This window comes from Streptomyces sp. NPDC048392 (assembly GCF_043200575.1).
Classification (GTDB): Bacteria; Actinomycetota; Actinomycetes; order Streptomycetales; family Streptomycetaceae; genus Streptomyces.
In genome coordinates this window covers 143,315-163,915 of record NZ_JBICYB010000009.1, presented here as the reverse complement: position 1 = coordinate 163,915, position 20,601 = coordinate 143,315, and the positions used below count along the sequence as shown (strand labels likewise).

The window sequence follows — 20,601 nt, the reverse complement described above, 5'->3', positions numbered from 1 at the left end:
ATCCAGGGATTGCGTCAAACGCTGTAAGCGCGCTTAATACGCGGTTTAACCTAGAGCCGTCCGAGTCGGAGGGCAAGAGCCTCAAGGGAGTGGGCAGTGGGGGACCGTGACGACCGGGGGGCCATCGGACGCCGGGTGCAGCGACTGCGGACCGAACGCGGGCTGACCCAGCGCCAGCTCGCCGAGCCGGCGTACACCCCCGCCTACATCTCCACCCTGGAGGCCGGCCGCGTCCGCCCCTCCGACGAGGCGCTGCGGCACCTCGCCGAGCGGCTCGGCGTCGGCTTCGAGGAGCTGGCCACCGGCCGTCCCGCCCGCCTCGCCACCGACCTGCGGCTCCGGCTCACCGAGGCGCAGCGCACCCTGGCGGCCGAGGGCGCCGAACAGGCGGCCGGGCAGTACACCGAACTGCTCGCCGAGGCCGAGGCGTACGAGCTGGCCGGGGAGCGGGCCGCCGCGCTGCTCGGGCTCGGCGAGTGCGCCGTGGAGACCGGCGAACTGGCCGCGGGCCGGCAGTACTTCGAACGGGCCGAGCAGTGCCTCGCCGACGCCGGTGCCCCGCTGCCCGCCCGGGTCCCCGCCCTGCGCGGACGCGCCCTCGCCCACTACCTCGCCGGTGAACTGCGGTACGCCGTCTACCTCCTGGAGTCCACCCTCGACGAGCTGAACCGCGGCGGCCTGCACGATCCCGACGCGCTGCTGCTGCTCTACGCCAGCGCGATCGGCCCGTACATGGACATGGGCGCCCACGCGCGCGCCGCCCAGGCCGCCGAACTCGCCCTCTCCCTCGCGCCCAGCGTGGGCGACCCCGCGCTGGTGGCCCGCATGCACCGCTCCGTCGCCCGCACCCTGCTCGCCGAGGGCCGCCTCGCCGAGGCCGACGCCTCGCTCGCCAAGGCGGCCGAGCTGTACCGCACGCTGCAACTCCGTACCGAGCTGGCCAACTGCCACTGGATGCGCGGCTACGTCTGCGCCCAGAACGGCGAGCTTCCGCGCGCCGAGGAGGAGATGCGCGCGGCCCTCGGCATGCTCTCGGTCACCCGCGCGGCCCTCTACAGCAGCCAGGTCGCCGTCGAGCTGGCCGACGTACTGCACCGGCGCGGCAAGTCGGCCGAGGCCGCCGAGCTGCTGCACGGGGTACTGGACGACCTCTCCTCCGAACGCGGCGCCGTGCACTCCGCGGGCGCGCACCGGCTGCTCGGCATCATCGCCGAGGACGCCCGGGACACCGAGGCCGCCGAGGAGCACTACGTCCGTGCGCTGAGCCTGCTGGAGCGGGCCGGCGCGGCCGGTGACCTGGCCGACCTGTGCCGGCTCCTCGGCGACCTGCTGCGCCGCACCGGCCGGGTGGAGGCGGCCCTGGACGCGTACCGCACCGGCCTCGGGCACCGCACCGCGCCCGGCACCACCACCCTGGGCCCGGCGCCCGCACAGCCGCCGCTGTAACCGGCCTCCGTGCCGGCCCGCCGCCGCGGTGCCACGACCTGCGGCCCGTCCGGTTTTCCCCGGGCGGGCAGGGGTAGTCGAGCCTCCGGCCACGTGAGCGAAGGAGGCGGTTCGCGTGCCGCCCAGCGACGAATCCCGGTGGCCGCCGGACGGCTCGCGTGCCGTCGAGGCCATCACCGCGCAGGTGCGCGGCGCACCGCCGGGCGAGGTGCCGGGCCTGCTGTGTGCGACGGCGGTACGGCTGCTGCCGGTGACCGGAGCGAGCGCGTCCCTGCGCGTCGAGGGCGTGCCGGTACGGCTGTGCGCCAGCGGTGACCGGGCGTCGTACCTGGCGGAGATCCAGGCCACGCTGGGGGACGGCCCCGGCGTGAGCGCCGCCGAGTCGGGTGCCCCGGTGCTCGCCCGCGATCTGACGTCCGGTGCGGACGTCGGCCGGTGGCCCGTCTTCGCCCAGCAGGCGACGGCGGTAGGCGTACGCGCGGTCTACGCGCTGCCGCTGGGCAGCGACGCCGCCTGCCTGGGCACCCTCGACCTGTACCGCGACGTCCCCGGCGGCCTGACCGGCCCGCAACTGCGCACCGCACGGATCGTGGCCGATGTCATCACGCTGGCCCTGATGGCACTGCCGTACGGGGAGGAGGCCTGGCTGGACGAGCTGGCCGGCGACCACGACGAGGTCCACCGCGCGGTCGGCATGATCATGGCCCAGCTGCACACCGACGCCGACGAGGCACTGGTCCGACTGCGCGCCGACGCGTTCGCCCGCGACCGCACCGTCCACGACGCCGCCCGCGACGTGCTCGGTCACCGGCGTCGTTTCGGTGGGGGTCATGAGTGTTCGGGTGAGGACCCGGGGTGCGGTTGAACCGCGTGTGTCCGCTCGGGTGGGGCGGTCGACGGTTCGGTCGTCGGCTCGGCCGGCGGGACGGAGCGGTGGGACGGAGCGGTGGGACGGAGCGGGAGGACGGAGCGGGGGCGCGGTCGGCGTCGGCTTTTCGCGGCGCCCGCTCCGTCCCGTCGCGCCCCGGCCGAGAGCCGTCGGCGGCCGGCGGCGGCGCTTCCCGGCCGCCGTCAGCGCCAACACCGCCGGGACCGCGACGCCGTGCAGCCCCCGGAGCGGGGGCGTGCAGCTCCCGGGTAGCGGAGGCGTCCGGCGGGCGGGTGGCGGGGGTGTGCAGCTCCCGGGTAGCGGAGGCGTCCGGCGGGCGGGCAGCGGAGGCGAGCTGCATCGGTGCCTCCTGGAGGGCCGGTGCGACCGGCGCCGTGCAGGATCGGTCACCCCTCCACGGCATCACCGTCCCCGCCCGGCCACCAGCGTGCGGGGCCGTCCGGGTGAGAGGTCCGGACGGCCCCGGGCGGACCGGTTACAGCCCCAGCCACACCGTCGTGTCCGGGCCCAGCCGGCCGTCCTCCAGTGGCGCACTGCTCAGCAGGACCTCCCCGGCCGGCAGGTCGACCGTCGTGCCGGAGAGGTTGGCGACGCAGCGCCAGCCGTCCGAGCGGTCGAACCGCAGGACTCCGTCCGGGACGTCGTCCGACCAGGTCAGCGACTCTCCGTCGAGCAGCTTGCGGCGCAGGCGCAGGGCCGTGCGGTACAGCTCCAGGGTCGAGCCCGCCACCCCGTCCTGGGCCTGGACGGCGTACGCCGCGAAGCCCGGCGGCTGCGGCAGCCACGCCGCGCCCGCTCCGAAGCCGTACGAAGGTCCGTCCGTCGTCCACGGCAGCGGTACCCGGCATCCGTCGCGTCCCTTGCGGACGTGCCCGGTCTGCTCCCAGATCGGGTCCTGGAGGACTTCGGTGGGCAGGTCGGCCACCTCGGGCAGCCCCAGCTCCTCGCCCTGGTAGACGTACGCCGAGCCGGGCAGCGCCAGCATCAGCAGTGTCGCCGCGCGGGCCCGGCGCAGGCCGGCCGCCTGGTCGACGGCGGGCGCGTGGCCGCCGGACAGCAGCCAGGCGTCGGTGTCGGTGCCCGGTGGCAGGACCAGACGGGAGGCGTGGCGGACGACGTCGTGGTTGGACAGCACCCAGGTCGCCGAGGCGCCGGCGGCACGGGCGTCGGCCAGGGACCCGGTGATGATCTCGCGCAGCTCCGCGGCGTCCCACCCGGCCTGGAGGTATTCGAAGTTGAACGCCTGGCCCAGCTCGTCCGGGCGGGCGTACAGGACGCGCCGGGCGCCCGGCACCCAGGCCTCGGCGACCGCCGTCCGGGGCGGGGTGTAGGCGTCGAGGATCTTGCGCCAGTCGCGGTAGACCTCGTGGACGTCGTCGCGGTCGTAGAAGGGGTGGGTGCCCGGCGCGAACTCGGCCAGTGCCGCCTCGCCGCTCAGCTCCGGGGCTCCGAGGTCGCGCAGCGGCTCGGACAGGTCCTTGACCAGCGCGTGCGCCACGTCGACGCGGAAGCCGTCGACGCCCCGGTCGCACCAGAACCTCAGCGTGGTCCGGAAGTCGGCGCGGACCTGCTCGTTCCCCCAGTTCAGGTCGGGCTGCTGGGGGGCGAACAGGTGCAGGTACCACTGCCCGTCGGGCACCCGCTGCCAGGCGCTGCCGCCGAAGACGGACTGCCAGTCGGTGGGCGGCAGTTCCCCGCGCTCACCCCGGCCGTCACGGAAGACGTAGCGGTCGCGGGCCGCGGAACCCGGGCCCGCCCGCAGAGCCTCCCGGAACCAGACGTGGCGGTGCGAGGTGTGGTTGGGGACCAGGTCGACGATCACCTTGAGGCCCAGCCGGTGGGCCTCGGCGGCCATCGCGTCGAAGTCGTCCAGTGTGCCCAGACGCGGGTCGACGTCGCGGTGGTCGTCGACGTCGTAGCCGCCGTCGGCGAGTTCGGAGGGATAGAAGGGGCTGAGCCACAGGGCGTCCACGCCGAGGGCGGCCAGGTGGGTCAGGCGCTGGGTGATGCCGCGCAGGTCCCCGAGCCCGTCGCCGTCGGCGTCGGCGAAGCTGCGCGGATAGACCTGGTAGATGACGGCCTGCCGCCACCAGTCGGGGTCCTTCGACGACAGATCGGGCGTGCTGGTGGTGCTGCGTACGGTCACGCGGCCTCCTTCGCGATGCGTGCGGGCGACACGAGCGGATCTGACATGTCTGTCCAGATCACCCGAAAAGCGAACCCGTGCGCCCGCGACGCGCCGGTGGCTACGCCTCCGTGCGCTCGACCGCCCCCAGGTACAGCTCCACGTACCGGGCCACGTCCACGTCCAACGCCACGTCGATCAGGGGCTGTTCGCGCATGCCCTCGTGCAGTTCGGACTCGCCGGCGCGCAGGCGGCGGTCGACGAGGGTCTGGCCGCGCGCGGGACCGGGGGCGAGGGACACCTCGACGGGCAGCCGCCGCGTGGTCAGGCCCGCCGGGTCGAGCACCGCGCAGACCGCGCCCGCGTCGCCGAGCCCGCCGCCGGGGTCCGACTCGTCGGTTGCCGGACCGCGGTGGGCGAGCAGCTCACCGGCGAGCCGGGTGCCGGGCTCGGTGCCGGCGCGCAGCCGCCGTACGTCAGGACCGGGCACGACCACCCGCTGGAACACGTCCAGCCCGTACATCGTGATCGGCACCCCGGCCGTGAGCAGGATCGCGGCGGCCTCCGGGTCGTGCCAGACGTTGAACTCGGCCACCGGCGTCGCGTTCCCGGTGGCCACCGCGCCGCCCATGAACACGATCCGCTCGATGTTGCCGGTGACCTCCGGGTGGGTGCGCAGCAGCAGCGCGATGTTGGTCAGCGGGGCCGTGGGGATCAGGGTGACCGGGCGCGGGGAGGCGAGGATCTCCCTGCGCAGCAGCGTCACCGCGTCCACGTCCGCGGGGGCGCGGGTGGGCGCGGGCAGGCCGAGGTCGCCCATGCCGTCGTGCCCGTGCACGTGCCGGGCGGTGCGCACGGACTCGATCAGCGGGCGCTCGGCCCCCCGGGCGACGGGGATGTCCGGGGCGCCGGCCCGTTCGAGCACGGTCAGGGTGTTGCGCACGACCCCCGCGACGTCCGTGTTCCCGGCCACGCAGGTGACCGCCCGCAGGTCCAGCCGCGGGTGGCGGACCGCCAGCAGCAGGGCCAGGGCGTCGTCGATACCGGTGTCGCAGTCGATGATCACCGGGATGGACCGCTGCTGGTCGGAGGGGGTCGTCACGGCGGGGCTCCTCGCGTTTCGGGTGGGGTGCCGGCGACCCTACGCGGGCTCAGTCCGCCACCCACAGCTCGGGGCCGCGTGCCCGGACCCGGTCGGTGATCCGTCGCAGCAGCTCGGCGCCGGGCACCTGTCCCGGCCGGCGGCCGTCCCGCAGGCGTACGTCGACCAGGTCGCCGCTCTCCGCCTCCCGCGCGCCGATCACCGCCTGGTACGGCACCTTGCGCGCCGCGGACCCGGGCGCCCAGGCTGCCGCGCTCCGGGTCGGCGTCCTCGGCGCGCAGCCCCCGGTCGGTGGCCTGCCGTACGAGGTCGTACGCCCGGTCCCGCTGCGCCCCGGCCACCGGCAGCACCACCAGCTGCACCGGGGCCAGCCACGCCGGGAACGCGCCGCCGTGCGCCTCGATCAGGTGGGCGACCGCCCGTTCCACGCTGCCGATGACGCTGCGGTGCACCATGACCGGGCGGTGCCCGGCGCCGTCGGGGCCGGTGTAGCGCAGGCCGAAGCGTGCGGGCTGGTGGAAGTCGATCTGGACGGTCGACAGGGTGGACTCGCGTCCGGCCGGGTCCTCGATCTGCACGTCGATCTTGGGGCCGTAGAAGGCGGCCTCGCCCTCGGCCGCCTCGTAGGGCAGTCCGTCCAGGGCCTCCCGGAGCAGTGCGGTGGCCCGTCGCCACAGCCGTGGGCCGGCGACGTACTTGCCGCCCGGCCCCGGCAGGGACAGGCGGTACCGGGCGGCCCGGATGCCGAGGTCGGCGTGGGCGCGGCGGATGAGCCCGAGGGCGGCGCGGGCCTCGCCGGCGGCCTGGTCCGGGGTGCAGAAGATGTGCGCGTCGTTCAGGTGGATGGCCCGTACCCGGGTCAGTCCGCCGAGCACGCCGGAGGGCTCCGAGCGGTACATGGCGCCCAGCTCGGCGATGCGCAGCGGCAGCTCCCGGTGGCTGCGGGCGCGGGAGCGGTAGACGAGGGCGTGGTGGGGACACAGGCTCGGGCGCAGCACGACCTCCTCGGCGCCCAGCTCCATCGGCGGGAACATGGCGTCGCGGTAGTGCTCCCAGTGCCCCGAGATCTCGTACAGTTCGCGTTTGCCGAGGACGGGTGAGTAGACGTGCCGGTAGCCGGCCCGCCGCTCCGCCTCGCGGACGTATTCCTCCAGGGTGTGGCGGACGACCGCGCCGTCGGGCAGCCAGTACGGCAGGCCCGCGCCCATCAGAGGGTCGGTGTCGAACAGCGCCAGTTCGCGGCCGAGCCGCCGATGGTCGGGGACGGGGACGGGGACGGGGACGGGGGCGGGAGCGGGGGTGGGGTGCTGGTTCTGGTCCTGGTCGTGCACGGTGGTCTCCTCGGGACGGTTTCCGAGGACGAGCACCGCGCGACGAAGCCCCGGGGCGCTCGCCCCGGGGCTTCGGACTTCTGGTCAGCAGTCAGCGCGCCGGGACACTCCCCGGCGTCGTCATGGAGGACGGACAGGCGCGCTTCATGGTGACGACGGTACGGCGGGCCGGGCGCGCACGCGAGCGAGTTTCCTCCGGCGGGCCGCCCCTCCCGCGTGCGGACGCCGAAGCGCGCCGGGAAACGGGCCGGGCCCCGCGGGCCCAGCCGATCCGCGCCCGGCGGGAGGGCGCCGTCACGCCCCCCCGGTGTGCCGCCGGGCGGGAGCCTTGTCCCGTGTGCCGCCGGGCGGGAGGCTCAGACGTGTCCCGGCCCGCCGCTGCCGAAGGCTCCGCTGGACCCCGGCAGCCACCGGCGGCGGTTCTGGTCCTCGCCGCGGCGGCTGCCCGAGTGGTGGAGCTGGTACGGCATGAGCCGCGGGCTCCCGTCCGCGTTCAGCGGGATCTCGTCGGGTTCGCGCATCTCCGATTCCTCGTGGACGGCGCCGCCGTCGGGGAGGTGCGGCTGTTCGTCGGCGCGGGGGCGGTCGGGCTCCCGGTCCATGACCCGCATGCCGATGCGCACGGCCCAGATCAACGCACCGGCGATCACCAGGCCGACGATGAAGACCACGGTCACTTTCAGCCCGCCCGAGGGCGCGGCCAGCAGTACATACGTTGCCGTACTCATGTTCTGATTATGTACCCCCGAATGAGATAAAGCGCCCGATATGTCCAGCTCTCCTCGTGAGGGAGCGCGTCGCTTGACCGAGCACGATGGGCACCGGGCGGGGCCGGCACCCGGCCTGCCCCGCGGAAGCCGGCGGATCCGCTGGCACTGGGCGCCACCGCCGTGGACGTACCGCCGCGGCCCCGTGCGCGTGCCCCCGGCGGTACGTGAGCCGGACCGGCCGGTGCTCTGGTGCGGCGGCGTCCCGCCGGTCGGCGCCGGACGCGGCGCCACGTGCTTCGTCCTCGCCCACCACGGGTGGCATCGGCGGGGGCACCGGCGGCCGTGCCGCCCGCCTCACGGTGCCCGCAGGGCGTCCACCGCGATCCGGGCCGCGGTGCCGATCACCGCGTCCGCCGCCGGGAGTACGGCCGCGGTGTGGGCGGTGCGGGTGAAGACGGCCACGGCGTAGCGGCCGCCGTCGGGGTATTCGACGACGCCGACCTCGTTGCGCAGGGTCGGCAGGCTGCCGGTCTTGCCGGCCACGTGGACGTCGTCGAAGGGGAAGCCCGAGGCCAGGCGGTGCGGCCACACCTGGAGGCCCATGATGCGGCGCATGGCGGCCCCGTACTCGGGCGGGCATGCCTCGTCCCGCCAGAGGGCGCCGAGCAGGCGGGTCATGTCCCGGGGAGTGCTGTGGTTGGTGCGGGCCGGGTCCAGGGCGCGCAGCCGGGTGATGACGTGCGGGTCGGCCAGGGCCTGGGCACCGGCGGGACCGGCGTCCTCGCGCATGGTGCCCAGCATCTCGCCGAAGCCGTACACCGCCCGCGTCCGGGTGAGGCCGAGCCGGGCCGCGGTGCGGTTGACGGCGTCCAGACCGACCCGGCGCAGCAGCAGGTCGGCCGCGGTGTTGTCGCTGACGGACATCATCAGGAGCGCGGCGTCGCGCAGTGAAAGCCGGACCGGGTCGAGCATGGCCGCGAGACCCGTGGGGCCCGGGGTGCGTCCGGCCGGCGGGCACTCGACCTGCTCGGTGAGGTCCAGCACCCCGGCCGCCGCCAGCTCGTGCAGCGTCACGAGTACGCACACCTTGTGGACACTGGCCGTGCACACCGGCCGGTCCGCTCCGGCGCCGACCTGCGCACCCGAGTCGATGTCCACGGCGTGCAGCCATCCGGTGACCCCGGCGTCGGCGAAGGCCGCGTCCAGACGGGCGGCGGTGGCGGTGGTGGTGTCGGTCATGACCGGACCTCCGGTGCCGGACGAGTGCCCGCCGGCCGGGGCGCCGCGACGAACGGGGCGCGTGCCTCCCGCGGGGCGCGGCCCGGTGCGTACGGGCGGGCGTGGGAGGGGGGCGTCGCGGACCGGCGGTCGCGGGCGGGAGCGGCCGCGCGGAGGGCGGGTGGGTGGCCGAATGCGGTGGTGGCGGTCATAGCCAGTACTCCGCTGCCGGGCGAAGGTGCAGGGGCCGGGCGGGTGTCTCGGAGTGGGCGCCTGCCGTGGTACGCAGGGCGTGGGTGGCCGCGTCCGCGAAGGCGCCGACGGCGGCGTCGCCGCGACCCTTGGGCCAGGCCGCGGAGTGCCGCCAGGCCGGCGGTGCCCCGGCCAGCGGGCGCCAGACCAGGTCCTGGTCGCCGGGGGTCACGAGCCGGGTGTCGCGGGGGCCGAGGGCGACGGCCCCGGACGACAGCACCAGTCCGCGCACGAAGCTGGCACCCTGGCCGTGCCGTACGGCGGCGGGCGTGTAGCCGCCCCGGGCGCAGGCGGTGAGCAGGTCGTCGTAGACCGCGGGGGCGTCGGCACGCGGGAAGAGGACCAGGTCGTAGCCGGTGAGGGCGGCGAGGGGCACCGCGTCCAGCTCCGTCTGCGGGGCGCCGCGCGGCAGCAGTACGCCCAGGTCGCGGCGCAGCACGGGGCCCAGCTCCAGACCGGTGACGTCGCAGGGGTGGTGGAGGAGGCCGACGTCCAGCTCGTGGGCGGCGAAACCGGCGAGCTGCTGGGCGGTGGTCAGCTCGTGCAGCTCCAGCTCAAGGCCCGCGTGCCGGCGCCGGAAGTCGGCGAGCAGCGCGGCCACGGTCTCGCCGGAGATGTCGGGGGACAGGGCGGCGCGCAGCAGGCCGCTCTCGCCGTCCCGGATGCGGCGCGCGGCGGTCCTGAACGACTCGGCGCGGGCCAGCAGTTCACGGGCCTCGGTGAGCAGCAGCGTGCCCGCCTCGGTGATCGTCACCTGGCGGCTGGTGCGCTCGAAGAGCCGGACGCCCAGCTCCTCCTCCAGTCGTCGGATGCGCTGCGACAGGGGTGGCTGGGCCATGCCGAGCCGGGCGGCGGCACGCCCGAAGTGTGACTCTTCTGCAACAGCCACAAAGCACTCCAGGTGCCGCACCAGGTCCACGACCGGTAATCATATCGAGGATTGATCGATCCGACATCCATATCGGTCTTGGACAAGGAGTCGCCGGGATTGCTCTCCTCGGGCCATGCGCTCCTTCCGTGCCCCCGCGCTCCGTGCCCCCGCCCTCCGTGATCTCGTGCTCCGCGTCCGCCGGTGGCCCGGCGTGCTCGCTCTCGCTCTCGCACTCCCTCTGGCCGGCTGCGCCACCGATTCCCGGTCCGACTCCGGCCGTCCGGACGCGGTGCCGTCGGCCGTCGGCCCGTCCGGTACCGGCGGTGGTACGGGCAGCAGTACGGCCACCTCGGTGCCCCAGGTCCGCGGGCAGCTCCGGGTGGACGGTGACATCCGCCAGTACCTCCTGAACCGGCCGCCTGCCTCCGCCCCTGCCTCCGCCTCCGCCTTGGCCCCTGCCTCCGCCCCCGGCTCCGCCTCCGCCGACGACGGCCCGAGGCCCCTCCTCATCGCCTTCCACGGCCGCGGCGCGGACGCCGCCGAGCTGCGTGCGAAGACCCGGCTGGAGCGGGCCGCCGCCGCGCGCGGCATGCTCGTCGCCTTCCCCGAGGGCCTCGACCACGGCTGGGGCGCGGGCGCCCAGGCCACGAAGCAGCGCCCGGACCCCGGCCTGGACGTCCGGTTCACCGAGGCGCTGATCAAGCACCTGGTCCGCACCGAGCGGGCCGATCCCGAGCGGGTCTACGCCGCCGGGTTCTCCAACGGCGGTTCGATGGCCCTGCGCATGGCCGCCGAACGCCCCGCCCTGCTGGCGGGCGCGGCCTCGGTGTCCGGCCAACTGCCCGCGGGGGACGCCGCGGTGAAGCCCACCGGACCCATCCCCGTCATGGTCGTCTACGGCGCCGACGACCCCGTACGGCCCCTCGCGGGCCTGCCCTCCCCGCCGCCGGACCCCGAGGAGCCGATCCTGCCGACCGTGTCGGCGCGGGACAGCGCGGAGGCGTTCGCGGCGGCCGGGGGCGCGGGCGAGCCCGTCACGCGGGAGGAGAAGGGCTACGACCGGACGGTGTGGCGGCTCGCGGACGACGCGCCGGTCGGCGACCGGCCCCACGGCACCGTGCGACTCCTCGTCGTCCACGACGCCGGACACACCTGGCCGGGTTCGTCCGTCCCCCCGCCCGAGGGGTTCGGCCCCGTCAGCAAGGCCCTCGACGCCACCGACACGATCCTCGACTTCTTCGCCGCCCCCGGCCGCTGACCGGAGCCGCCGACCGAACCAGCCGACCGGACCAGCCGACCCGATCCGACCAGCCGACCGGACAAGGACCTCCTCATGCCCGACGCCCTCCACCCCGCCTCTCCCCGCCGCCGCAGGCCCCGCAACGGTGTGCGGGCCGTCGCCGCCGTGGGTGTCGTGCTCGCGATCGCCGCGGGCGGCTCGTACGCCGCCGGGTTCGGCCCCTTCGCGCGCGGCGACGACGGACCCGACCCCGCCGCGATGAAACAGGCGCGCGCGTTCCTCGCCGACTGGGCCGCCGGGCGCCTGCCGAGCGCGGCCGGCCGCACCACCGAGCCGGACAAGGCGCAGGAGGTGCTGCAGAGCTTCACCGCCGGGCTCGACATCGAGAAGCCGAAGCTGACGGCGGCGAGCGGAGCGAAGGAGGATGACGACGGCACCCTCGGCGTCGCGTTCACCGCGCGGATGCCGGTCACCGGCCTGGGCACCTGGACGTACCGGTCGCGGCTGCCGCTGCGCGAGCAGGACGACGGCGGCTGGAAGGTGGACTGGCGGCTGTCCCTGGTGCACCCGCGGCTGAGCGACACGGAGAAGTTCCGCCTGGAGCGCGAGGAGACCACCCCGCCGAAGGTCACGGACCGCGAGGGGGTCTCCCTCGTGGACGGCGCGTATCCGTCCCTGGCCCCGCTCCTGGGGCGGCTCGCCGGTGACGCGGGCGGCGGCGGCCCGCGCGGAGCGGTCGAGCTGGTCGACCGGGCCAGCGGCGAGACCGTGCGCACCGAGGCGTCCTTCGGCGAGAAGCCCGACCCGGCGACGGCGGACCGGCCCGTGCGCACCACCCTGGACGCCACCTGGCAGTCCGCCGCGGAGAAGGCCCTCGGCAAGGCCGGCGGCAAGAACGCCTCCCTCGTCGCCCTGCGCGTCGACAACGGCGAGGTCCTCGCCCTCGCCAACTCGCCCTCCTCCGGATTCAACCGCGCCGCCTCCGGCACCTACGCCCCCGGCTCCACCTGGAAGATCGTCACCAGCGGCGCCCTGCTGCTCAAGGGCGCGGTCGCGCCCGACGACGTCGTGGACTGCCCCAAGTACCTGACGGTGGGCAAGGAGTTCCACAACGTGGAGACCTCCGAACACCCCGGCGCCACCTTCCGCAAGGACTTCACGGAATCCTGCAACACCGCCTTCATCAGCCTGCGCGGCAAGCTCGACGACGGGGAGCTGGGCAAGGTCGCGCGCACCTACTTCGGAGTCGGCCAGGAGTGGCACATCGGCATCCCGACGTACGACGGATCCGTACCGGCGCCGGGGGACGAGACGGAGAAGGCCGCGTCGATGATCGGGCAGGGCCGCGTCCAGGCCAACCCCCTGATCATGGCGTCGGTGACGGCCACCGCGGTCTCCGGCGAGTTCCACCAGCCGTCCGTCACGGTGGGCAACGAGAACGAGACCCGCACCGAGCCGCTCCCGGACGAGGTCGTCACCCAGCTGCGCGAGCTGATGCGGGCCACCGTCACCGAAGGCACCGCGCGCGTCCTGGCCGACCTGCCCGGTGAGATCGGCGCCAAGACCGGCACCGCCGAGGTCTCCGACGACCAGGACAACAACGGCTGGCTCGTCGCCCACCGCGGCAACGTCGCCGTCGCCGTGGTCGTCGAGGAGGGCGTCACCGGCGGCGGCTCGGCGGGACCGGTCGTGCACAGCCTGCTGTCTGCCGTGCCGCAGGACCCGTCCTGAGCCCGAACCCGGGCGGGCCCTGTCCGCGCCCGCGCTCACCGCCGCCGAGCTCGGCGAGGTCCTGCGCGAGCCGGGCCCGCACCGCAGCCGCGCAGGAGACCGCGAGCCCGGCGCGTGAGGTGCGACGGGCTCAGCCCCGGGTGCCGGTACCGCTACCGCTACCGGTGCCGGGGTCCTCGCGCTCGACCGTCTCCCCCTGGACCACGCGCGGCGTCCCCGGTTCGTCGGGGTCCCTCGCCGCGCGGGCCTCGGCCTTGAGGATGCGGGCCGACTTGCCCGCCGAGCGGGTCAGCTCGGGGAGCTTCCTGACGGCGAGGACGGCTACGACGACGATGAGAATGATCACGAGCTCGCTCAGTCCGAACACGGCGCTCCCCTGGTCGGCGTACGGTGCGGGCCCGCGGCACGGACCCGCACCCGGAATCTACGGCATGGCCGGTCCGGGGCCGGGGGCTCAGAGGTCGAACTCGTGCGGCGGCAGGTCGAGGGCATAGCAGGCCTCGCGGACCACGGCCCGCTCGTCCTTGTCGAAGTCCCCGCCGGCGCCGCCGATCACGATGCCGATCTGCACCACGGCACGCGCCTCGGCGGGCTTCTTCTTCGCCACGAGCTGCGTCTGCATCTGCGACGCGGACTCCTTGAAGCGGTCCCACAGGGCCATGAGAACTCCGTACTCCGTACCGGTCGGAAGGGATGACTCTCTACACTGCTGTAGAAGTTATCAGTCTTCCCCGCCGCTCTCGAAGCCTTCCGCGGAGCCGCCGTCCCCCTCGTCGTCGGACTCGTCCTCGAAGAAGTCCCCCACCTCGTCGACGACTTCGGCCGCAACCATCCCCCCGGCGATCCCCGCCGCACCGGCCGCGACGGCGGCCCCGATCCCGGTCCCGATCCCGGTCCCGATCCCGGTCCCGGGCCCGGCCCCGATCCCGGGCCCGCCCGAGTGCCCCGGCCCCTGACCGCCGTACCCGGCTTCGTGCCCGTACACCGCGTGGGAGCCGTACGACGCCCGGTGCTCGACCAGTTCCTTGACCCAGCCGTCGACGAGGGCGTTCCAGTCCCGCGGACCGGACGGGACCTCGTGCGGCACGGTGAAGCGGCTGAGCGCGTCGTGGCCGTCGGAGAACGGGCCGCCGCGCTTGTCCGCCTCCAGCACCACTTCGAGGGCGCCGGGCACGGCCAGGAAGGTCAGCTCGATCTCGTCGGCCTGGTGGGCGTAGCGCGGGGGCGGGGTCAGCTCGATCTCCTGGTGGAAGGGCAGCCGTTGCCCGGTGCCGCCGATGCGGCCGTGCTCCAGGTCGGCGGAGCGGAAGCCGAAGCCGAGCTGTCCTAGGGCCTCCAGGACGGCCGCCTGGGCCGGGAGCGGTGCCACGGCGAGCGGGTCCAGGCCGCCCGTGTCCCGGGCACCGGCGACCGCCAGCTCGGTGCGCACGCCGAGCACGACGCCCAGTGGCCGCCCGCGCAGTTCGGTGACCGGAGTCTCCCAGGGCAGTGTCACCGTGAACGGAACGCTCCTCCGCTCGCCCGCCGCGAGCCGGAAGGCCCCGGCGACGACCTGCCGGTCGAAGGCGAGGACGCCCTCGTCGTCGTTCCGCTCCCCGTGCTCGGTCTCCACGCGGGCCACCAGTTCCAGCGCGACGTGCTCGACGTCGTGGCCGGCGGTGCCCGCGGCGAGGTGGACGCGGCCCGACAGCGTGCCTCCCGGCCGGGCGGCGCCCGGGTCGAGGACCGTGTCCACCGTGGGCCCGCCCACGCCGAGGGATCCGAGCAGCCGCTTGAACACCATCGAGGCGTTCACTCCTTCGCGTTCGTGCGGGGACGGCGTTCGTGCGGGGAACAACCCGAACCGTCCGGCCGTTCTCTACAGGCGAGTAGAAGCATAGGGGGCTCCGGACTCCCGATCTCTTTGCTCGTCCTTTACCCTGAGGGAGAACCCTCGGGCGGCCGGCCGGCCCGGCGCCCACCACCCCGTTAAGGAGTCCCGTTCCGCAATGGAGCCTCCCAGTACCGGCCGTGCCACGGTCGGCCCGCCCGTGCCCCCGTATGCGCGTGAGGGAAGCGGGGTGGCACGGTGACCGAGGTCCTGCTGCTCCTGCTGGCCCTCCTTCTCACCCTGGTCTGCGCGCTCTTCGTCGCGGCCGAGTTCTCCCTCACCACCGTCGAGCGCGGTGACCTGGAGCGGGCCGCCGAGTCCGGTGAGCGCGGCGCCGACGGCGCCCTGAAGGCCGTACGCTCCCTGACCCTCCAGCTCTCCGGAGCCCAGCTCGGCATCACCGTCACCTCGCTGGTCATCGGCATGCTGGCCGAACCGTCGATCGCCGTGCTGCTGCGCGGCCCGCTGACGGCGGTCGGTCTGGGAGGTGCCGCCTCGACGGTGGCGACCGTGCTCGGCGTGGTCCTGTCCACCGTCGTGCTGATGGTCGTCGGCGAGCTGGTCCCCAAGAACTGGGCGATCTCCCGCCCGCTGGCCGTCGCGAAGGTCGTCGCGGGTCCGCAGCGCGGCTTCACCACCGCTTTCGGCCCCTTCATCCGGCACCTGAACAACACGGCGAACCGCTTCGTGCGCCGCTTCGGCCTGGAACCCGCCGAGGAGCTGGCGTCCGCCCGCAGCGCCGAGGAGCTGGTCGCCCTGGCCCAGCACTCGGCCGCCGAGGGCGCCCTGGAGGCGGACTCGGCCGAGCTGTTCGTGCGCACCCTGCACCTGGGCGAGCTGACCGCGGAGAACGTCATGACCCCGCGCGTGGACGTCAAGGCGCTGGAGGCACACGCCACCGCCGCCGACGCCGCGAACCTGTCGCACGCCACCGGCCTGTCCCGCTTCCCGGTCTACCGGGACAGCCTGGACGAGGTCATCGGCACCGTGCACATCCGCGACGTCCTGGCCCTGGAGCCGGCCAGGCGCCGGGCCACCCCCGTCACCGACCTGGCCACCGCGCCGCTCCTGGTACCGGACAGCCTGCCCGCCGACCGTCTCCTGGAGCGCATGCGCCGCGCCCGCACCATGGCCGTCGTCATCGACGAGTACGGCGGTACGGCCGGCGTGGCGACCGTCGAGGACATCGTCGAGGAGGTCGTCGGCGAGGTGCGCGACGAGCACGACCCGGTCGAGGTGCCGGACCTGCTGCCCGCCCCCGCCGAGCCGGACGGCCGGGCGGCCTGGGAGGCCGACGGCTCGCTGCGCCTGGACCACCTGGAGCGCATCGGCCTGACCGCACCGGACGGGCCGTACGAGACCCTGGCCGGACTGGTCGCCACCCACCTGGCGCGCATCCCCGCCCAGGGCGACGTCATCGACCTGGACGGCTGGCGCCTCGACGTCCTCGACGTCGACCACCACCGCGCCGGCCGGCTCCGCGTCACCGCGCCCGCGCGGGTGGCGTCGGCGGACCGTGAGCCGGAGGCGGTCCGATGACCGCCGTACAGCTGTTCATCGGCGCGCTGACACTGCTGACCAACGCGTTCTTCGTGGGCGGCGAGTTCGCCCTGATCTCCGTGCGCCGCAGCCAGATCGAGCCGCGGGCGAAGGAGGGTGACAAGCGGGCCCGGATGACCCTGTGGGGTCTGGAGCACCTGTCGGCCATGATGGCGACGGCCCAGCTGGGCATCACCGTCTCCTCACTGGTGCTCGGCGCGGTCGCGGAGCCCGCCATCGCGCATCTGACGGAGCCGGTGTTCGAGGCGGTCCACATGCCGCACGCGCTGGTGCACCCCGTCGCCTTCGCGATCGCCCTGGCCCTCGCCACGTACCTGCACATGCTGATCGGCGAGATGATCCCGAAGAACATCGCGCTGGCCGCCCCGGCGACCACCGCGCTGTTCCTCGCCCCGCCGCTGGTCGCCCTCACCCGGGCCCTGAAGCCGGTCGTCTTCGGCGTCAACGCCTTCGCCAACGCCCTCCTCAGGCTGCTCAGGGTGGAGCCGAGGAACGAGGTCGAGGCCGTCTTCACCGACGACCAGCTGGCCCGCATGGTCGTCGACGCCAGCGAGGCCGGACTGCTCACCCCGGCCGACGGCGATCGCCTGCGCGACGCGCTGGAGCTGGGCACCCGCCCGGTCGGCGAGATCCTGGTCCCGGCCCAGAAGATGCGCACGGTCCCGCACACGGTCACCCCGGCCGCCCTGGAGCGGGTGGCCGCCGACGCGGGCTACTCCCGCTTCCCGGTCACCGGCCCCGGCGGCACCGTCCTCGGTTACCTGCACGTCAAGGACACCCTGGGCCTGACCGACCGCGAGAGCCCCTTCCCGCGCACGGCCCCGCACCGGGTCACCCGCGTCCGCATCGACACCCCCCTGGACGACACCCTCACGGCCCTGCGCGCCGAGGACAGCCACCTGGCCGCCGTCACCGGCGAGACGGGCGCGGTCCTGGGCTTCGTGACGATGGAGGACGTCCTGACGGAACTGGTGGGCCCGACGACGCCGGTGGCCTGACGCCCGGCAGGTGGGAGACTGCGCGGGTGGACATGACGAGGGCCTCCTGGACCAACACGACGCACGACTGGGCCGCCGAAGTCGACACCGGGCATCTGGCGCTCGTCCGGGGGGCTCCGGCCGAGTTCGCTCCGGACGGCAGCCGGCACCTCGTACTCGAAGTACTCGCGTACGCCGCCGACGAGGCGTCGGACGACGGCGGGGGACGGGCCGTCGTCGTGGTCCGACCGGACGGGTCCGTGTCGGTCCGGGACGACGGACGGGGTACCGACACCCGCCTGGACGAGCACGGCCGAAGGGTGAAGAAGCCGGTCATGGCGACGAAGGACCTGCGGTTCTTCGACTTCCCGGAGGCCGAGCCACTGCCCGACGGCAGCCCCCGGCGCGGGATGTCCGTGGTCGCGGCGCTCAGTGAGTGGCTCGTCCACACCAACCGGCGCCCCGACGGGGCCTGGACGCAGCGGTACGAGCACGGCATCCCCGTCACCGGGCTGGAGCCCGTCGAGGCCGACGGTTCGACCGGCACGCTGGTGCGCTTCAGGCCGGACAGGGCACTGGGGCCGGTGACCGGGCCGGGCGCCGACGGCCTCGCACGCCTCGCCACGGCCTGGCCGCAGCTGGAGGTGCGGGTCGACGACCGGCGCGGTGGCGGGCGGACTCGGCGGTGACCGGCGACGGGCACCGCCGCGCCCGGCACCCGACGGGCTGACGTCCGCACCCCCCTACACCGCCCGCAGCGCTTCCGCCGGAGGCGTCCGCAGGGCGTGACGCGTGGGGAGTTCGACGGTGAGCCAGGACGTGAGGGCGACCGTGGCCGCCACTGCCGGGAGCAGCCAGGCGGGACCCGCGGGCCAGGGGCGGCCGAGGAGGCCCTGGCCCAGCAGGGCGAGCGGGACGGCGGACAGGGAAAGGCCGGAGACGAGGGCCGCGGCGGCGATCACCGCGGCCTCGCGGCGCATCATCGCGCGGATCTGCCGGGGCGTCGTGCCGACCAGGCGCAGGGCGGCGATCTCGGACCGGCGCTGGGCGGTGGCGGCGACCAGCTTGTTGGCGATGCTCAGAAGCAGGTAACCGAGCAGGACGACGATGACGGCCAGGTTGATCCACACCTCGGGCGGGGCGTCCGCGCCGGTGTCGTCCGGGGCCGTGCCGGCGACGGCCAGGCCGGTGCGGCCGGCGGCCAGCGCGGTCAGGGCCGCCGCGGCCTCGGGCGTGCCGTCGGTGCGGACCAGGACGCGCCGGTCGAGGTCGGTCGTGGTGTGCCCGGCGGCCAGCCGGCGGGAGAGGACGACCGGGCCGAAGCCCAGCCCGCGGTCGTACACGGCGACGACCCGGGCGTCGACGCGGGCCCCGTCGCCGAGCACCAGGCGGATCCGCCTTCCGAGCCCCGCGTCGCGCGTGCGGGCGGCCTCGCGGCTGACGGCGACCGTCGCACCGGTCAGCCGGTCCAGGTAGCCCTCCGTGACGCCCGGGTCCACGACGGCACGGGCCCCCGGGGCGAGGATCATCGCGGAGGCCGACTCGGCAGCGGGCTCGCCGAACTCCTCGTACTCCCACACCACCGTGGTCGACCCGGCCGGCGCCGCCGACCGCACGCCGGGCACCGCCCGTACGGCCGGCAGGGTGTCCGCGGGCAGTCCGCCGAGGCCCGGTGCGGTCACCTCGTACTGGGCGAGGGTGCCGGCGCGGGTGTCGGCGGAGGTGGCGGCGAGCACCGTGGTCTGCGCGAACGTGTAGGTAAGGACGAAGACGACCGCCATGGCCGGCGGGCTGACCGTGCCCGACAGGCGGATCGCGTAGGCGCGGACGTTGGACAGTGCCAGCCAGGTCGGGGCCGCGACGCCGGGGCGCAGTCGCCGTACGACCGCCTCGGCCGCGCCCTTGACCAGGGCCGGGCCGGACAGTGCCAGGCCGATCGCGGCGAGGATGCCCGCGATGGACGTGGCCGATGCCGCGATGACGGTCCGGGAGAGCAGTGGCGCCGCCGCCGCCGCGCACGCGCCGAGGATCAGCAGCCAACCGGCCCGGGTCCTCGCCCGGGACGGGGTGCGCGGCTCGCTGCGCGACTCGGCGACCGCCTCGGTGGCCGGTCTGCGGGAGGTGCGCCAGGCCGCGCACCGGGCGGAGATCCGCACGGCCACCGTGATCAGGAGCAGGGTGGCGAGCGCGGGCAGCGGGCCGACGGTGAGGGGGAGGCCGTCCGGGAGCACGCCGCGGTCGGCCAGCAGTGCGCGGAAGCGGCCCGCCAGCAGGTAGCCCACGGCCACGCCCGGCGCCAGGGCCACGGCGGCGACGACCGTCGACTGCGCGGCGGCCAGGCGGCGGATCTGCTTCGGGGTCGCGCCGACCGCCCGCATCAGCGCCAGGTCGCGGCGCTGCCCGGCGATGGTCACGCCCAGCGCGCCCGCGACGACGAAGCCGGTGATCAGCAGCACGATCCCCGCGAGTGAACCGGCGAGCAGGACCAGCAGCGAGCGCGCCGATCCCACGCCGGGCTCCACCGCCTCGCCCCGGTCCGCACCGGTGGCGACCCGCAGACCCGTGCCCGCCACCTCCGCGCGGACGGCGGCGGCGACCCGCTCCCCGGCACCTTCGCCGACCCGCAGCCCGATCAGGTCGACGGTCCCGGCACGCGGGCCCTTGCCGCCGGCGTCGCGTCCGGCCAGTCCGGCGGCCGTCCCGTCCGCGAAGTAGACGCCCGCGCCGGGGGCGTCGACCAGCGCGGAGACCCGGTAGGAGGCGGTGGGGCGGCCGTTGGCCACGACCCGGACCCGCTCGCCCACCGCGAGGCCCGCCGCCGCGTCCACGGCGACCTCACCGGCGCCGGACGGTGCCCGTCCCTCGACCCGCGCGTCCGCCAGCAGCTTGGTCGAGGACCAGCCGTGGCCCGCCGTCCCCGGGTCCGCCGCGACCGGGACGATCCGTCCGCGGGCGTCGGCGAGCGCGGCCGGGAAGCCGATGTCACCGACCGCCGCGGTGACGCCGGGCAGGACGGCCAGCCGGCCGACGAGCCGGCCGGGGACCGTGGCCCGCTCGGGCAGCGCGATCGGCAGGTCACCGCGCGGGTGGAACGCCTGGTCGGCGGCGACCACGACGTCCGCGCCGCCGAGCCGGCCCGGCGGGAGCCGGGAGCGGAGTCCCGACTCGGCGAGTACGCCGGTGGTGGTGATCAGCGCCGCGCCGCCCAGCACCGCGCACGCCACGGCGAGCAGTGCGGTGATCCGGTGCGCGGCCATGCGCAGGGCGAGGTGCAGCACG

The 20,601-nt window shown here is 75.3% G+C and carries 15 protein-coding genes and 2 pseudogenes; 7 read left to right on the top strand and 10 right to left on the bottom strand.

All coding sequences use genetic code 11. The features are described from left to right. The first annotated feature begins 96 nt into the window (after nt 1–96). Together ACGFYH_RS15735 and ACGFYH_RS15730 are read left to right on the top strand one after the other, a co-directional pair. Complete coding sequence (locus tag ACGFYH_RS15735) at nt 97–1,446, top strand: helix-turn-helix domain-containing protein (protein ID WP_393803678.1); 1,350 nt, start codon at nt 97–99, stop codon at nt 1,444–1,446. Between the two features lie 115 nt (nt 1,447–1,561). Next, complete coding sequence (locus ACGFYH_RS15730; protein ID WP_393803677.1) at nt 1,562–2,311, top strand: GAF and ANTAR domain-containing protein; 750 nt, start codon at nt 1,562–1,564, stop codon at nt 2,309–2,311. Between the two features lie 499 nt (nt 2,312–2,810). Here ACGFYH_RS15730 and ACGFYH_RS15725 read toward each other — a convergent pair whose 3' ends face one another. The 6 genes and pseudogenes from ACGFYH_RS15725 to ACGFYH_RS15700 all read right to left on the bottom strand — a co-directional run bounded on the left by ACGFYH_RS15725 (nt 2,811) and on the right by ACGFYH_RS15700 (nt 9,962). Continuing rightward, on the bottom strand, nt 2,811–4,481 hold the full coding sequence (locus tag ACGFYH_RS15725) for a glycoside hydrolase family 13 protein (RefSeq protein ID WP_393803676.1): 1,671 nt from the start codon (nt 4,479–4,481) through the stop codon (nt 2,811–2,813). 100 nt (nt 4,482–4,581) lie between these two features. Next, the gene (locus ACGFYH_RS15720; RefSeq protein WP_393803675.1) at nt 4,582–5,562 is read right to left on the bottom strand and encodes a nucleoside hydrolase; all 981 of its coding nucleotides are present in this window, start codon (nt 5,560–5,562) and stop codon (nt 4,582–4,584) included. A gap of 49 nt (nt 5,563–5,611) precedes the next feature. Continuing rightward, nucleotides 5,612–6,770: pseudogene (thrS, locus tag ACGFYH_RS15715) on the bottom strand (threonine--tRNA ligase). Nucleotides 6,771–7,249: 479 nt separating this feature from the next. Continuing rightward, nucleotides 7,250–7,621 (bottom strand): DUF6479 family protein, encoded by a 372-nt coding sequence (locus ACGFYH_RS15710; RefSeq protein ID WP_393803674.1) that lies wholly within the window; start codon nt 7,619–7,621, stop codon nt 7,250–7,252. A gap of 336 nt (nt 7,622–7,957) precedes the next feature. Continuing rightward, on the bottom strand, nt 7,958–8,842 hold the full coding sequence (locus ACGFYH_RS15705; protein ID WP_393803673.1) for a serine hydrolase: 885 nt from the start codon (nt 8,840–8,842) through the stop codon (nt 7,958–7,960). A 187-nt stretch (nt 8,843–9,029) separates the two neighbouring features. Then, nucleotides 9,030–9,962 carry a LysR family transcriptional regulator gene (locus ACGFYH_RS15700; RefSeq protein ID WP_393803672.1) on the bottom strand — a complete coding sequence of 311 codons (933 nt, stop codon included), beginning with the start codon at nt 9,960–9,962 and terminating at the stop codon, nt 9,030–9,032. A 115-nt stretch (nt 9,963–10,077) separates the two neighbouring features. On the opposite strand from ACGFYH_RS15700, the gene ACGFYH_RS15695 reads away from it, so the two are divergent. Together ACGFYH_RS15695 and ACGFYH_RS15690 are read left to right on the top strand one after the other, a co-directional pair. Then, nucleotides 10,078–11,202: an alpha/beta hydrolase family esterase gene (locus tag ACGFYH_RS15695; protein WP_393803671.1), complete on the top strand. Its 1,125-nt coding sequence runs from the start codon at nt 10,078–10,080 to the stop codon at nt 11,200–11,202. Nucleotides 11,203–11,277: 75 nt separating this feature from the next. Beyond that, on the top strand, nt 11,278–12,915 hold the full coding sequence (locus tag ACGFYH_RS15690; RefSeq protein WP_393803670.1) for a penicillin-binding transpeptidase domain-containing protein: 1,638 nt from the start codon (nt 11,278–11,280) through the stop codon (nt 12,913–12,915). A 130-nt stretch (nt 12,916–13,045) separates the two neighbouring features. Here the strand turns inward: ACGFYH_RS15690 and ACGFYH_RS15685 are convergent, their stop codons facing one another. The 3 genes and pseudogenes from ACGFYH_RS15685 to ACGFYH_RS15675 all read right to left on the bottom strand — a co-directional run bounded on the left by ACGFYH_RS15685 (nt 13,046) and on the right by ACGFYH_RS15675 (nt 14,698). Continuing rightward, nucleotides 13,046–13,282 (bottom strand): twin-arginine translocase TatA/TatE family subunit, encoded by a 237-nt coding sequence (locus ACGFYH_RS15685; protein ID WP_393803669.1) that lies wholly within the window; start codon nt 13,280–13,282, stop codon nt 13,046–13,048. Between the two features lie 87 nt (nt 13,283–13,369). Beyond that, nucleotides 13,370–13,543 (bottom strand): annotated as a pseudogene (locus tag ACGFYH_RS15680) (TerB family tellurite resistance protein); the annotation flags it as partial. Between the two features lie 93 nt (nt 13,544–13,636). Further along, on the bottom strand, nt 13,637–14,698 hold the full coding sequence (locus tag ACGFYH_RS15675) for a sporulation protein (RefSeq protein ID WP_393803668.1): 1,062 nt from the start codon (nt 14,696–14,698) through the stop codon (nt 13,637–13,639). A gap of 285 nt (nt 14,699–14,983) precedes the next feature. On the opposite strand from ACGFYH_RS15675, the gene ACGFYH_RS15670 reads away from it, so the two are divergent. Genes ACGFYH_RS15670 through ACGFYH_RS15660 form a run of 3 tightly spaced genes read left to right on the top strand, consistent with a single transcriptional unit; the run spans nt 14,984 to nt 18,011 of the window. Further along, nucleotides 14,984–16,324 carry a hemolysin family protein gene (locus tag ACGFYH_RS15670; protein WP_393803667.1) on the top strand — a complete coding sequence of 447 codons (1,341 nt, stop codon included), beginning with the start codon at nt 14,984–14,986 and terminating at the stop codon, nt 16,322–16,324. Beyond that, on the top strand, nt 16,321–17,343 hold the full coding sequence (locus tag ACGFYH_RS15665) for a hemolysin family protein (RefSeq protein ID WP_393803666.1): 1,023 nt from the start codon (nt 16,321–16,323) through the stop codon (nt 17,341–17,343). The genes ACGFYH_RS15670 and ACGFYH_RS15665 overlap by 4 nt, the downstream gene beginning before the upstream one ends. A gap of 32 nt (nt 17,344–17,375) precedes the next feature. After that, the gene (locus ACGFYH_RS15660; protein ID WP_393803751.1) at nt 17,376–18,011 is read left to right on the top strand and encodes an ATP-binding protein; all 636 of its coding nucleotides are present in this window, start codon (nt 17,376–17,378) and stop codon (nt 18,009–18,011) included. A gap of 54 nt (nt 18,012–18,065) precedes the next feature. Here the strand turns inward: ACGFYH_RS15660 and ACGFYH_RS15655 are convergent, their stop codons facing one another. Further along, nucleotides 18,066–20,600, bottom strand: coding sequence for an FtsX-like permease family protein (locus ACGFYH_RS15655; protein WP_393803665.1), 2,535 nt, complete (start codon nt 20,598–20,600; stop codon nt 18,066–18,068). Nucleotide 20,601: the final 1 nt, after the last annotated feature.